The sequence below is a fragment of the Allobosea vaviloviae genome, assembly GCF_001298265.1.
Classification (GTDB): Bacteria; Pseudomonadota; Alphaproteobacteria; order Rhizobiales; family Beijerinckiaceae; genus Allobosea; species Allobosea vaviloviae_B.
Genome location: NZ_LGSZ01000047.1, coordinates 202,126 through 214,797, shown reverse-complemented (window position 1 = coordinate 214,797; position 12,672 = coordinate 202,126). Strand labels below are relative to the sequence as shown.

Here is a 12,672-nt window from a genome sequence, read left to right as displayed (position 1 = left end):
TGTCCCACGGCTCTCACAGGCCGGGCGGCGACGTGCCGCGAAAGGACGACGAGACCATGCCCGAACCCAGGCGCATCAGGGTGCTTTACGACGAGGCCGCGATCGCGCGCCGCAACGAGGAGATGGCGCAGGCCATCGCGGCGACGGCGCCCGCGGATCTGCTCGTGGTGGCCGTGCTCAAGGGCAGTTTCATGTTTGTGGCCGATCTGATCCGCGCCATGCACCGGGTCGGGATGACGCCGCAGGTCGAGTTCGTGCATCTGTCGAGCTATCGCGCCGCGACCGTATCGTCGGGCCAAGTCGAGATCCTTCGGGACGTGCAGAGCGATGTGCGCGGGCGCGAGGTGCTGCTCGTCGACGACATCCTCGAATCGGGTCGCACGCTCGCCTTCGCCAAGGACCTGCTGGCGGCGCGCGGGGCGGCGAAGGTGTCGTCCGCCGTGCTGCTGGAGAAGCCGGGCAAGCGCGCCGTCAACATCACCGCCGACTATGTCGGCTTCGAATGCCCGGATTATTTCGTCGTCGGCTACGGCATGGACGTCGCGCATGCCTACAGGCAGTTGCCCTTCGTCGGCGTCATCGAGACGGCCGACCAGGCCGGCCTGCCCGGGATCTGAGCCGATGTCGCGCATTCTGGTCGTCGATGACGAGGAACCGCTGCGCACGCTGGTGGCGCGCGGGCTGGGGCTGGACGGGCATAGCTGCCTGACGGCCTCCGACGGTGCCGAGGCGCTTGACATGCTGATCGCCGAGGGCGGACGCTTCGACCTGTTGCTGACCGATATCCGCATGCCGCTGATGGACGGAATCGCGCTGGCGCTCGCCGCCAAGCAGGCCTTTCCCGACCTGACGATCATGCTGATGACCGGCTATGCCGAACAGCGCGAGCGCGCCCGCAGCCTCGAGGCGATCGTCTCCGAGGTGATGACCAAGCCCTTCACCATCGCCGATCTCAGGGAAACGGTGATGAAGGTGATCGAGCGCTCGATCGGCTGACGCCAGGCGGCGGCCTCAGCGATTCAGCCACCAGATCGAGGCGTTGAGCAGGGTCGCGAACGAGACCCAAGCGAGATAGGGCCAGAGCAGCAGCGCCGCGAGCCGGTCGATCGGTCTGAAGGCCGCAATCGTGACGAGGATCATCGCCAGCAGCGGCAGGATGACCAGGATGCCGCCGAGCGGACTGTTCAGGCCGAAGAAGACGCAGGACCAGGCGAGGTTGAGCGCAAGCTGGATGTGATAGGCGACGAGCGCCCAGCGCTTGTCGAGCGGCTGCCTGAGGATGCGAAAGACTGCATAGGCCATCATTGCGAAAAGCGTCGTCCAGACCGGCGCGAAGATCCAGTTCGGCGGATTGAAAGGCGGTTTGGCGAGGCCCGCATACCAGCCCGGTATCTGCGGGACTGTGGCCGCGCTGCCCAGTAGCGATGCCGCGACGACGGGTAGAATTGCAAATATCAACGCCACCCAGGGCGAAGAGCGGAGTTCGGACGGCTGTCTCGGGAGTGTTTTCATGTTCTGAAGATGATGCCGGTCCGGTTGGCCGGCAAGACTGGTGGGCCTGAGTTGCACGGGGCTCCGGACGGTAGGCCTTCGGATACGGAACTTTCCCGAGACCGAGGATGGCCGACTTGAGTTCGCTGGCCTTGCGTATGCCGGCCTAGTTGTGCCGTCCAGGGCGGACCACCGCGGCGGCGCGAACCCGGCCATTCTGCCTTGGCCCGACCACTTCGCGCATGGCGACATAGGTGTAGAACGACGCGACATTGGGATCGTCGTGAAAGACCTCGCGCGCAAAGGCGGCATAGGCTTCCATGCTTTCCATCTGAAGCTGGAGGACGAAATCCGCGCCTCCGGTCACATAGGAGGCTTGCCGAATCTCCGGCCGCGAGCCCAGTTTGCGCGCGAACTCGTCGGCGAGCTGCGAACCCCGCACGAGCGAAATCAGCACATGGATCGTGACGGGTACGCCGAGCACCGCCGGGTTCACGATCGAGATATCGGCGGTGATGATCTTTTCGGCCCGCAACCGGCGCAGGCGTCGCAGCACCGCGCTCTGCGACAGCCCGACACGCTCCGCCAGGATGCGCGCAGGAGTCTGGTTGTCGCGCTGCATTTCCTCCAGCAGCGCATGATCGAAACGGTCGAGGGTGGCGATTTTCGTCACAGTGAATTTCTCCGTGACGGAAATAGTCGTCTTCCGGTGAAAAACGCCAATTAAAATCGCTGCCTTTCGCTAGAGTGCTCGGGGCCGCTCGTGCAGGCGGGATGGCCGCATCCGGCGAGGACGATTTGGAGAGATCATGAGCAGCAAGAATTGGAGCCCGCGGAGCCTCGCCGCGCAGGCGATGGGCAAGATCGATCCGACGACCAAGGGCGTGGTGCCCCCGATCCATATCTCGACGACCTATATCCGCGACGAGGACAATGGCTATTCCGGCGGCTTCGTCTATGGCCGGCCCGACAACGAGACGACGCGCGAGGCCGAGAGCGTTCTGGCCATGCTGGAACAGGCGAAGGCCGGTGCGCTGCTGTTCGGCTCGGGGATGGCTGCGGCCACCGCCGTGTTCCAGGCGCTGTCACCGGGCGACCATGTCGTGGCGTCCAAGGTGATGTACTGGGCGCTGCGCTCCTGGCTCCTGACCGAGGCGACGCGCTGGGGCCTCGTCATCGATTTCGTCGAAACCGATGATCTGGCGGCGCTGGCCGCCGCCGTGAAGCCCGGCAAGACCAAGCTGGTCTGGGCCGAGACGCCCTCCAACCCGCTCTGGACGATCACCGACATCGCCGCCGCAGCCGAGATCGCCCACAAGGCAGGCGCCAAGCTTGCGGTCGATTCGACCTGCGCTTCGCCGGTCCATACGCGCCCGCTGCAACTGGGTGCCGACATCGTCATGCACGCCGCGACCAAGGTCCTGAACGGCCATTCCGACGTCGTCGCAGGCGCGCTCTGCGCCCGCGAGGACGACGAATTCTGGAACCGCATCAAGACCGTGCGCAAGGGCCAGGGCGGGATTCTCGGGCCGTTCGAGGCCTATCTTTTGATGCGCGGCATGCGCACGCTGCATGTCCGGCAGGAGCGCCAGAGCGCCTCGGCGATGACGCTGGCGCAGAAGCTGTCGGCCCATCCGCTGGTGGCGCGCGTGCTCTATCCCGGCCTGCCGCAGCATCCAGGCCACGACATCGCCGCGCGGCAGATGGAGGGCGGCTTCGGCTACATGCTCTCTGTCCAGGTCGTCGGCGGCGAGGCGGCAGCGGTGAAGGCGGCGGCGCATGTCGAGCTCTACAAGCGCGCGACCTCGCTCGGTGGCGTCGAGAGCTTGATCGAGCATCGCGCCTCGATCGAGGGCGCCGGCTCGCCCTGCCCGCCGGACCTTCTACGGCTCTCCACCGGCATCGAGGATATCGAGGATCTCTATGCCGATCTGGACCAGGCACTGAAGGCGGGACACGCATAGGGCATCAAGCGCGTCATGGTCGGGCCCGACCCGACCATCTCGGAAACCAGCAGGCTGGTCTAAGAGATTCTCGGGTCTGCGCTTCGCTCCGCCCGAGAATGACGGCCTTAAGTCAAACCCAGATCGTCTTCGCGACGGCCAGCAGCCGCGTGCGATTGGCTAGGCCCGTGCGGCCGCCATTGATCAGCTTGGTGACTCGCACGACGTCGTCGGCGTCGGCCGCGACATTGATGTCTCGCTCGCGCCAATAGGCGAAGGCGATGGCAAGCGAAATCGAAGGCTCCATCGCGCGGTCGGGATCGTGTTCGAGATCGACGCCGATCAGCGCGCCATAGCGGCGGTAGTTGAAGCGGCCGGGCAGTTGGAAGATGCCGCGGCCATGATAGCGCGCGCCATCGCCGGGCATGGTGTTGCCGAGATCGCGGCGGCCGTCATAGCGCTTGAAATAGGCCGGGCCGCCATATTCCGTGAGCGTGTGGAAGCCGTCGCTCTCATGCGCCGCCTGGGCGAGGAAATGACAGAGGCGCAGGCGCGTGGCGATGTCGTAGCGGGCCGCGAGCCGGTCGAAGCTCTCCGCGATCGGCGCGATGATGGCCGGCTTGCCGGAGGGTACAAGCCGCCGCAGCCGGTCCGCGGTGACGGCCAGCGGGCCGGAGGGCGGCGCGACGGGCGCCGTCGGCCCCCTGCTTCCTCGCATCGACATGGATGGTTCCTCCTCGAAAGGAGGCCATCTTCGCGGCGGGAGCAGATGCGGGGATAAGCGCTGGCGCTTGTCCCCGTGAGCGGAGCGGTTTCAGCCGCCGATGGCGGTATACTGCGTCTCGATCGAGGAGGCGTGGGCCTCGTGATCGAAGCCGTAGATGTGGATCGAGATCGCATCGCCGGTGCCGAGATTGCGCATGCGGTGAATGTTGGGGCCCGTGGGCAGCATGCAGGCGACATAGCCGGCCTGGCGTTCCTGCTCCTCGGTCGGCACGGCGCGCTTCGCGTCGATGGCGCGATACGCGGTTTCCGTCACCGTGCCGCTGACGACGCCGAAGCAGCAGGAGCAGTGATGGTCGTGGATGCAGGTGGTCGCACCTGCCGCCCAGACGATCGCCCAGACGCTGACCGCATCGTTGCCGGCAAGCAGGTTGCGGGTATAGCCGCCGGCTTTGCGTTCGAGCGGCAGGCGCTGGACGAGGTCGGGCATCGCGACGAGTTCGCGCAGGACCTCGCTGGCGGCGGCGAGATAGTCGCGCGAGAGCGTGCCTTCATCCGTCCGCAGGCTGCGCAGGACGGCGCCCCGCCGATCCTCGTTCAAAAACCCCTGCATACCGTCACTCTCCTCGACCTCATCACCCGACAAGGATAGCGGAGCGGCGCGAAAGCGGTTTGCGATCTCGGCGTCATATCGGCGGGACGCGAAATCGATTGCCAATCTGAACAAGAAAGTTAGAAAATTATTGCGCCCATAGGCTCGCGGGCGGTGTTTGCATTCCGAATCGAATGGAGGGCCACATGGCCAAGCTGGACGCCTTCGACCTCCGCATTCTGGCGCGGCTGCAGGCGGATGCCAGCCTGCCGCTGGCGGAACTGGCCGAGGCGGTCGGGCTGTCGTCAACGCCCTGCTGGCGCCGGGTGCAGAAGCTGGAGGCGGCGGGCTATATCCGCAAGCGTGTCGCGCTGCTCGACCGCGCCAAGCTCCAGGCCGGCGTGACGGTCTTCATCGCCGTCAAGACGGCGCGGCATTCGATGGAATGGCTGGAGCGCTTCCACGCCGCCGTGCATGATTTGCCCGAAATCGTCGATTTCTACCGGATGAGCGGCGAGATCGATTATCTGCTCAAGGCCTGCGTGTCGGATATCGCCGCCTATGACGCGCTCTACAAGAAGCTGATCTCGCGGATCGACCTCAACGACGTGACCTCGATGTTCGCGATGGAGGAGCTGAAGTCCACCACTGAAATCCCTCTGGGATTCGCGAGCGGGCAGGGCTGAGGGCAGACACGAAAAAGGGAGCGGCGAACCGCTCCCTTCCTCCCCCAGCCGCATACCGTCAGTTCAGAAGCGATAGGTGATGCCGGTGCCGATCAGCCAGGGGTCGATCTTGACCTTGCCGGAGATGAGGCCGTTGTTGACCTTCACCTTGGGCTCGAGGAAGATCTTCTTCACGTCGAAGTTGATGCCCCAATGTTCGTTGAGCATGTAGTCGAAGCCGACCTGCAAGGCGAGGCCGAAGGTGTTCTGCAGGTCGAAGCTGGTGAAGCCGCCCTTGGCCTTCTCGTTGAAGAAGACGGTGTAGTTCACGCCGGCGCCGACATAAGGCTTGAAGGCGCCAAGACCGGTGAAGTGATACTGCAGCATCAGGGTCGGCGGCAGCAGCCAGGCGGAACCGATGCGGGTGCCTGCGAGCGTGCCGGCGCCCTTCACATTATGCGGGGTCACGCCGAGGACGAGTTCGACGGCGATGTTCTGGGTGAAGAAGTAGCTGATGTCGAGTTCGGGGACGACAGAGTTCGAGATGTTCACGTCCCCACCGACGATCGGGGCGCCGCCGAGCTTGAGCCTGGCGTCCTCCTGCGGGACCACGACGAGGGCGCGGCCGCGGATCATCCACGGGCTCCACTGGGTCAGGATCGGCGCGAGCGGCGCCTTCTTGGTGGACGGCAGGTCGGCGGCCTGTGCCGACGTCAAGGCCGTGCCGGCAAGCAGTGCGGCGCAGACGGAAAGACGGATGGTGCGTGACATGGCGAAGCCCCCAAGGATCGAGAGCGCGATGCGCGAGGGCGCGCCCGCAGCTCATGTCCTTCAACAGCCGCAATGGCGTCCGCATTGATTTGATCGAGATCAAAAACGGTGGAGCTGGCGCCGGCCTGTGACATTCGCGTCACAGTCGAATCGGGTCATTCAGGCCTTGGCGACCTTCTGGTAGTCCTTGATGTCGGAGAAGGTGACCTCCGGCGCGCGTTCGGCGTCGTATTTCAGCGTGAACTGGCTGGACGCCATGAAGACCGGGTCGCCGTCGAGATCGTCGGCCATCGATGACGGCTTCAGCCCGACGAATTTCTGCAAGGCCAGCTTGTCGTCGCTGGAGACCCAGCGCGCGATCGAGAACTGGCAGGGCTCGAAATCAACGGGAAGCGAATACTCGACATCCATGCGCTCCTTGAGCACGTCGAGCTGCAGCGCGCCGACGACGCCGACGATGGCGGGCGCGCCGTCATGGGGCAGGAAGATCTGGACGACGCCTTCCTCGGCCATCTGCTGCAGCGCCTCGCGCAGCTTCTTGGCCTTCATCGCGTCCTTCAGCTTGACGCGCCTCAGGATTTCCGGCGCGAAGCTCGGCACGCCCTTGAAGACCACATCCTCGCCCTCGGTCAGCGTGTCGCCGATGCGCAAGGTGCCGTGGTTGGGCAGGCCGACGATGTCGCCGGCATAGGCTTCCTCCGCGATCGAGCGATCGCGGGCGAAGAAGAACTGCGGCGCGTTCAGCGGCATCGGCTTGCCGGTGCGGACGAGCTTGGCCTTCATGCCGCGCGAGAGCTTGCCCGAGCAGACGCGCATGAAGGCGATGCGGTCGCGGTGGTTGGGGTCCATGTTCGCCTGGATCTTGAAAACGAAGCCGGTCATCTTGGCCTCGTCGGCCTGGATCGCGCGCTTGTCGGCGATCTGGGCGCGCGGGCTCGGCGCCAGCGCACCCAGCGCGTCGATCAGGTCGCGCACGCCGTAGTCGCGCAGCGCCGCGCCGAAGTAGAGCGGCGTCAAATGGCCCTCGCGGAAGGATTCGAGGTCGAAGGGCTTCAGGCCCTCGCTCGCCAGGAAGACCTCCTCGCGCCAGACATCGGCTGCGCCATTGGGCAGGAGCTCGTCGAAGAGCTTGTCGTCGGGGCCGGAGACCGCGAGGTCCTGCGCGCTCTCGTCGCCCTTCTGGTTGCGGCGGAAGGTATTGGCCTTGAGATCATAGGTGCCGACGAATTCGCGCCCGCGCCCGACCGGCCAGGTCATCGGCGCGACGTCGAGCGCCAGCGTGGTCTCGATCTCGTTGATCAGGTCGAACACGTCGCGCGTCTCGCGATCGACCTTGTTGATGAAGGTGACGATCGGGATGTCGCGGAGCCGGCAGACCTCGAACAGCTTCTTGGTGCGCGCCTCGATACCCTTGGCGGCGTCGATCACCATCACCGCCGAATCGACCGCCGTCAGCGTGCGGTAGGTGTCCTCCGAGAAGTCCTCGTGGCCTGGCGTGTCCAGCAGGTTGAAGACGTGGCCGCCATATTCGAAGGTCATCACCGAGGTGACGACCGAGATGCCGCGCTGGCGCTCGATCTTCATCCAGTCGGACGACGTCTGCCGGCGGCCGGCCTTGGCGCGGACTTCGCCCGCGAGCTGAATCGCGCCGCCGAAATAGAGCAGCTTCTCGGTCAGCGTGGTCTTGCCGGCGTCGGGGTGCGAGATGATCGCGAAGGTGCGGCGGCGCGCATGGGGGGCGGCGGCCGTCGCGGACGCGTCGAGGGTCTGGCTGTCGGTCATGGACGGTTGAGAACAGGATGGAGCCGGTGAAGTCAATCGGCGTCGATGCGATGGACGGCGCACCACCCAGCAGGCCGGGTCAGCAGGCCTTAACCCTTTGAGGGCATGATGGCGCCGGGACGGGGATGTCCATGCGCCCCGACCGGGAACTTTCTTCGCGATGTTTGGCCCACGCAAGATTTCGACCCAGATCTTCGGTGCGTTCGCCGTGTTCGCGCTGGCCGCCGGGCTTGCGGTCGCCATCGGCGTCCAGACGCTCGGCCGCTACGCCGCCATGACGACCGACATGGAGGCCGTCTCGGACCGCATCCTGCTGGCCGAGCGCATGAACGGTCTCGTCAATGCCGTGGTCATGGATTCGCGCGGGATTTACATGAGCGCGGATGCGACCGATGGCGAGCGCTTCGTCGCGCCTTTGCTGGGCAATCTTCTGGAGATATCAGACCTCGTCAAACAATGGCGCCGGCTGCCGGGCCGCGACGACCATGCGGCCTTCGAAGCCGTTGCGGTCCAACTCGAGACGTTCATTCGCTTCCGGAGCGATCTCGTCCGGCAGGCGCGCGAGCGAGGTCCCGCCGCTGCCAACGAGATCGGCAACAACGAGCACAGCCGAAAGGCGCTGAACGTCGCGTTGAGGCAAGTCGCGGCGCTGAACGAGAGCCGGAGCTACAGCACCGAAGCAGAGCGGGATCACCTGCAGCGTTACAGCATGTGGCTCCAGGCCGCAGGCGGGGCGGTTTTGATCGTGTCGGGGCTCGGCGTCGCACTGGCGCTGGTCCATTTTCGCGTCGCGCGCCCGCTGCGCCGCCTTGCCGCGGCGATGCATGGTCTGGCGCACTCCGAGGAGGTGACGGACATTCCCGGTGTCGGCCAGCGCGACGAGATCGGCGACATGGCGCGGTCGGTCGTCGTCTTCCGGGACAATGCCCGGGCGCGCGAGGCGCTCGAGGCCGAGAAGGGTGCCGTGGAGTCGGCCAGGGTTCAACGCCAGGCCAGGCGAGAGCAGCTGATCGCCGATTTCAACGAGAGGATCGATGCCGTCCTCCATACGGTTCGCGGCAGCGCAGCCGAAATGGAGCAGACGGCGCGCAGCCTGAGCGGCGTTGCCACGGCCGCGACGTCCCAGGCGAGCGAGGCGCGCGGAGCGGCCCTCGACGCCTCCGACAACGTCCGCGCCATCGCCGCGGCGTCCGAGGAGCTGTCTGAATCGATTGCGGACATTGCTGAACGGATCGGGCAGGCCGATGGCGTCGTTCGAACCGCCGCGCGCGATGCGATGCAGGCCAGCGGCAACGTCGCCAATCTCATGGAGGCTGCCGGCAGCATCGCCAAGGTCGTCGGCCTGATCCGCGACATCGCCGCGCAGACCAATCTGCTCGCGCTCAACGCGACGATCGAGGCCGCGCGTGCGGGCGAGGCCGGGCGCGGCTTCGCGGTGGTCGCCGGCGAGGTCAAGCTGCTGGCGAGCCGGACCGCGCAGGCGACCGACGAGATCGCCGACCGGATCACCACCTTCGAGAGCGAGACGCAAGCCGCGGTCGCGGCGATCGAGACGATCGCCAGCGTCATGGGCAATGTCGCGCAGCATACGGTCGCGATCGCAGGCGCGACGGCCCAGCAAATGGCTGCGACCTCCGAGATCGCCGGCGCGGCTCAGGCGACCGCGTCAGGCACCGCCAGCGTCGCACGGCAGATGGAGGGCGTGACGGCGACCTCGCAGACGGCGATGCAGTCGGCAAACCAGGCGCTGTCGACCGCCGAGAACCTGGCGCGGGAGGCCGAAGGGCTGCGCATCGCAGTCGGCACGTTCTTCGCCGACATGCAGGCGGCCTGATCTGATTCGTCCCGATCTCCCGCTGCCATTGGTACGGCATCGGACGCCCAACATGATTCAAAGCCCGATGGAGCGGATGACAACCCTCAGTTCTTCAGCCGGTAGCCGGTCCTGAAGATCCAGCCGACCACGGCGATGCAGGCTGCGAGGAAGACCAGCGTCATGCCGAGGCTGACGGCGACGCCGACATCGGCCTTGCCGAAGAAGCTCCAGCGGAAGCCGCTGATCAGGTAGACGACCGGATTGAACAGCGCGACCGTGCGCCAGAGCGGCGGCAGCATCTCGATCGAGTAGAACGAGCCGCCAAGGAAGGCGAGCGGCGTCACCACCAGCAGCGGGATGACCTGAAGCTTCTCGAAGCCATCGGCCCAGATGCCGATGATGAAGCCGAACAGGCTGAAGGTGACGGCGGTCAACACCAGGAACATCAGCATGAAACCGGGATGCTCGATCCGCAGCGGCACGAAGAAAGTCGCGGTGAGCAGGATGATCAGGCCGAGAACGATCGATTTGGTCGCGGCCGCGCCGACATAGCCGATCACCACCTCCCACCACGCCACGGGCGCGGAAAGCAGTTCGTAGATCGTGCCGGTGAATTTCGGGAAATAGATCGCGAAGGACGCGTTGGCGATGCTCTGCGTCAAGAGCGTCAGCATGATCAAGCCGGGCACGATGAAGGCGCCGTACTGGACATCGTCGATCGCCTGCATGCGCGAGCCGATGGCCGCGCCGAAGACGACGAAATAAAGCGAGGTGGAGAGCACCGGCGACACGACGCTCTGCAAGGGCGTGCGCAGGGTGCGGGCCATCTCGAAGCGGTAGATCGCGGCGATCGCCGGCCAGTTGATGCCGGGAGGGCTCGTGTCGAGCGTTTTCATGGGCGATCCCTCACCAGGCTGACGAAGATGTCCTCGAGCGAGCTCTGGCTCGTGCGCAGGTCGCTGAAGCGGATGCCGGCCTCGCTCAGGGCCTGGAGCAGGGTCGTGATGCCGGTGCGCTCCGCCTTGGTGTCGTAGGTGTAGGTCAGCTCCTCGCCATCGCCTGACAGCGCCAGATCGAAGCTGGAGAGCGTTGGCGGAAGCTCCGCCAGCGGCGCCTGCAAAGTCAGGGTGAGCTGCTTGCGGCCGAGCTTGCGCATCAACTCGACCTTGTCCTCGACCAGGATGATCTCGCCCTTGCTGATCACGCCGACACGGTCGGCCATCTCCTCGGCCTCCTCGATGTAATGCGTCGTCAGGATGATGGTGACGCCGTTGTCGCGCAGGCGGCGCACGAGCTGCCACATGTCCTGCCGCAGCTCGACATCGACGCCGGCGGTCGGTTCGTCCAGGAAGAGGATGCGCGGCTCATGCGCCAGCGCCTTGGCGATCATGACGCGGCGCTTCATGCCGCCCGAGAGCGTGCGGATCTGGCTGTCGCGCTTGTCCCAGAGCGAGAGGTCCTTCAGCACCTGCTCGACCAGGCCTGCATCCTTGCGCTTGCCGAAAAGGCCGCGGCTGAAGCCGACGGTGGCGCGCACCGTCTCGAAGGCGTCGGTGGTCAGCTCCTGCGGCACCAGCCCGATCGCGGCGCGGGCGGCGCGGTAGTCCGTGACGATGTCATGGCCGTCGGCCTGCACCGCCCCCGTCGTCGGATTGACCAGCCCGCAGATGATGCTGATCAGCGTGGTCTTGCCGGCGCCGTTGGGGCCGAGCAGCGCGAAGATCTCGCCCTTGCGGATGTCGAGATCGACCGACTTCAGCGCCTGGAAGCCCGACGCATAGGTCTTGGTGAGGCCCGATACCGAAATGATCGGCGAAGCCGTGATCCGAGAGGGCGCGATATGGGAGGGCGTAATCTGAGACATGGCCGGCATATAGGGCGGTTCCCGCGACGTTGCGATGGCAGGCAGACGCAACCCGACGATGCGCCCCGTGTGCGGGTGGCATGAAGCGATGTGCTGTCAGAACGTGTCGGCATCGCCAGACCTTGCGGCGAACATGCCTTGTCAACGAACATGGCCTGCAAACAAACATGGCCGGGACGAGCCCGGCCATGTCGATAGTGCTGAGAACCGATGAGGCTCAGCGAATGAAGAACCAGAGCAGGATGATGATCGGGATCGGAACGCCCAGGAGCCAGAGAGCAATCGAACGCATTGGTGCACCCCCATTTTGCAGTGTGTGACAAGACTGCGGGGGCAACGCGATTGCTGTCGGAAAGGTTCCTGACGGGACCGGCTGAAGATGCCGACCGGTCTCGTCAGGCGCCGGGGTGCCAGAGCGGGCGGTAGCCGCAGGCGAGGGCGGCCAGCGTCGAGGGCGGCGTGAGCACCCTTGCGATGCCCTGTGGCGGCTTCAGCCGCTCGACATAGCCGGACGGTGACCAGAGCAGCGCATGCCCATCCTTGAGCGCGAGGAAGCCTGGAGCGTCCTCGCGCAGGATCATGCTCCCCGCGGGAAGATCGACGACAGGCACGAGGTGAAACCTCGGGTTACGTCCGTCGCGCCGCTCGGCATCGAGGCGGCGGTCGATCTCGGGAAAGGAGGGTGTGGCGGCCAGCCCGGTGCCGCGCATCATCGCGGCGCGATAGGCAAGCGCATCGCTGCGGCGGCATTCCATGCAGGGGCGGTGGCCGGCGGCGAGCGCCGTGACCTCGTCGCAGAAGAACAGCTCGGTATAGCTTTGGCCCCAGACCTGCCTGCGGCGGCCCTTGAAGGCGAGGACGCAGCAGATCCATTGCCGGCTTACATAGGTGCGCTGTGGCAGGTCCTGCGTCTGAGGATCGTGGAAGCGCCCGCCGCGATTGCCGAAGAGCAAGCCGCGCGCCGGGTCGGCGAAGAGGCGGCCGTCAGGGGCGACGCGATTGGGCAGGGGCATGGATCGAGTCCG

The 12,672-nt window shown here is 65.8% G+C and carries 14 protein-coding genes; 5 read left to right on the top strand and 9 right to left on the bottom strand.

Annotated features, from left to right (window positions below; genetic code table 11):
- Nucleotides 1-56: 56 nt before the first annotated feature.
- Nucleotides 57-617 carry a hypoxanthine phosphoribosyltransferase gene (gene hpt / locus AE618_RS15965; protein ID WP_054210114.1) on the top strand — a complete coding sequence of 187 codons (561 nt, stop codon included), beginning with the start codon at nt 57-59 and terminating at the stop codon, nt 615-617.
- Between the two features lie 4 nt (nt 618-621).
- Nucleotides 622-996, top strand: a complete 375-nt coding sequence (locus tag AE618_RS15960) for a response regulator (RefSeq protein WP_054210041.1) — start codon at nt 622-624, stop codon at nt 994-996.
- Nucleotides 997-1,011: 15 nt separating this feature from the next.
- Here AE618_RS15960 and AE618_RS15955 read toward each other — a convergent pair whose 3' ends face one another.
- Together AE618_RS15955 and AE618_RS15950 are read right to left on the bottom strand one after the other, a co-directional pair.
- Nucleotides 1,012-1,512, bottom strand: a complete 501-nt coding sequence (locus AE618_RS15955; protein ID WP_054210040.1) for a TspO/MBR family protein — start codon at nt 1,510-1,512, stop codon at nt 1,012-1,014.
- Nucleotides 1,513-1,657: 145 nt separating this feature from the next.
- A complete protein-coding gene (locus tag AE618_RS15950) occupies nt 1,658-2,164 on the bottom strand; it encodes an Lrp/AsnC family transcriptional regulator (RefSeq protein ID WP_082365308.1) in 507 nt (168 codons plus the stop codon).
- Nucleotides 2,165-2,300: 136 nt separating this feature from the next.
- On the opposite strand from AE618_RS15950, the gene AE618_RS15945 reads away from it, so the two are divergent.
- Nucleotides 2,301-3,455, top strand: a complete 1,155-nt coding sequence (locus tag AE618_RS15945) for a trans-sulfuration enzyme family protein (protein ID WP_054210039.1) — start codon at nt 2,301-2,303, stop codon at nt 3,453-3,455.
- Between the two features lie 112 nt (nt 3,456-3,567).
- Here AE618_RS15945 and AE618_RS15940 read toward each other — a convergent pair whose 3' ends face one another.
- Nucleotides 3,568-4,158, bottom strand: a complete 591-nt coding sequence (locus AE618_RS15940) for a glycoside hydrolase family 19 protein (protein WP_054210038.1) — start codon at nt 4,156-4,158, stop codon at nt 3,568-3,570.
- 90 nt (nt 4,159-4,248) lie between these two features.
- Nucleotides 4,249-4,770: a cysteine dioxygenase gene (locus AE618_RS15935; protein WP_054210037.1), complete on the bottom strand. Its 522-nt coding sequence runs from the start codon at nt 4,768-4,770 to the stop codon at nt 4,249-4,251.
- Nucleotides 4,771-4,955: 185 nt separating this feature from the next.
- Between AE618_RS15935 and AE618_RS15930 the strand changes: the two genes are divergently transcribed.
- Nucleotides 4,956-5,435 (top strand): Lrp/AsnC family transcriptional regulator, encoded by a 480-nt coding sequence (locus AE618_RS15930; RefSeq protein ID WP_082365307.1) that lies wholly within the window; start codon nt 4,956-4,958, stop codon nt 5,433-5,435.
- 63 nt (nt 5,436-5,498) lie between these two features.
- Here AE618_RS15930 and AE618_RS15925 read toward each other — a convergent pair whose 3' ends face one another.
- Complete coding sequence (locus tag AE618_RS15925) at nt 5,499-6,185, bottom strand: OmpW/AlkL family protein (protein ID WP_054210035.1); 687 nt, start codon at nt 6,183-6,185, stop codon at nt 5,499-5,501.
- 159 nt (nt 6,186-6,344) lie between these two features.
- Nucleotides 6,345-7,967 (bottom strand): peptide chain release factor 3, encoded by a 1,623-nt coding sequence (locus tag AE618_RS15920; RefSeq protein ID WP_054210034.1) that lies wholly within the window; start codon nt 7,965-7,967, stop codon nt 6,345-6,347.
- Nucleotides 7,968-8,127: 160 nt separating this feature from the next.
- Between AE618_RS15920 and AE618_RS15915 the strand changes: the two genes are divergently transcribed.
- The gene (locus tag AE618_RS15915; protein ID WP_054210033.1) at nt 8,128-9,801 is read left to right on the top strand and encodes a methyl-accepting chemotaxis protein; all 1,674 of its coding nucleotides are present in this window, start codon (nt 8,128-8,130) and stop codon (nt 9,799-9,801) included.
- Nucleotides 9,802-9,887: 86 nt separating this feature from the next.
- Here the strand turns inward: AE618_RS15915 and AE618_RS15910 are convergent, their stop codons facing one another.
- The 3 genes from AE618_RS15910 to AE618_RS15900 form a co-directional block, all read right to left on the bottom strand.
- Complete coding sequence (locus tag AE618_RS15910) at nt 9,888-10,679, bottom strand: ABC transporter permease (RefSeq protein WP_432704506.1); 792 nt, start codon at nt 10,677-10,679, stop codon at nt 9,888-9,890.
- Entirely contained in the window at nt 10,676-11,647 is a 972-nt protein-coding gene (locus AE618_RS15905) for an ABC transporter ATP-binding protein (RefSeq protein ID WP_054210111.1), read from the bottom strand. Before AE618_RS15905 ends, AE618_RS15910 begins: the two co-directional genes overlap by 4 nt.
- A 395-nt stretch (nt 11,648-12,042) precedes the next feature.
- Entirely contained in the window at nt 12,043-12,660 is a 618-nt protein-coding gene (locus AE618_RS15900) for a hypothetical protein (protein WP_054210032.1), read from the bottom strand.
- Between the last annotated feature and the right edge of the window lie 12 nt (nt 12,661-12,672).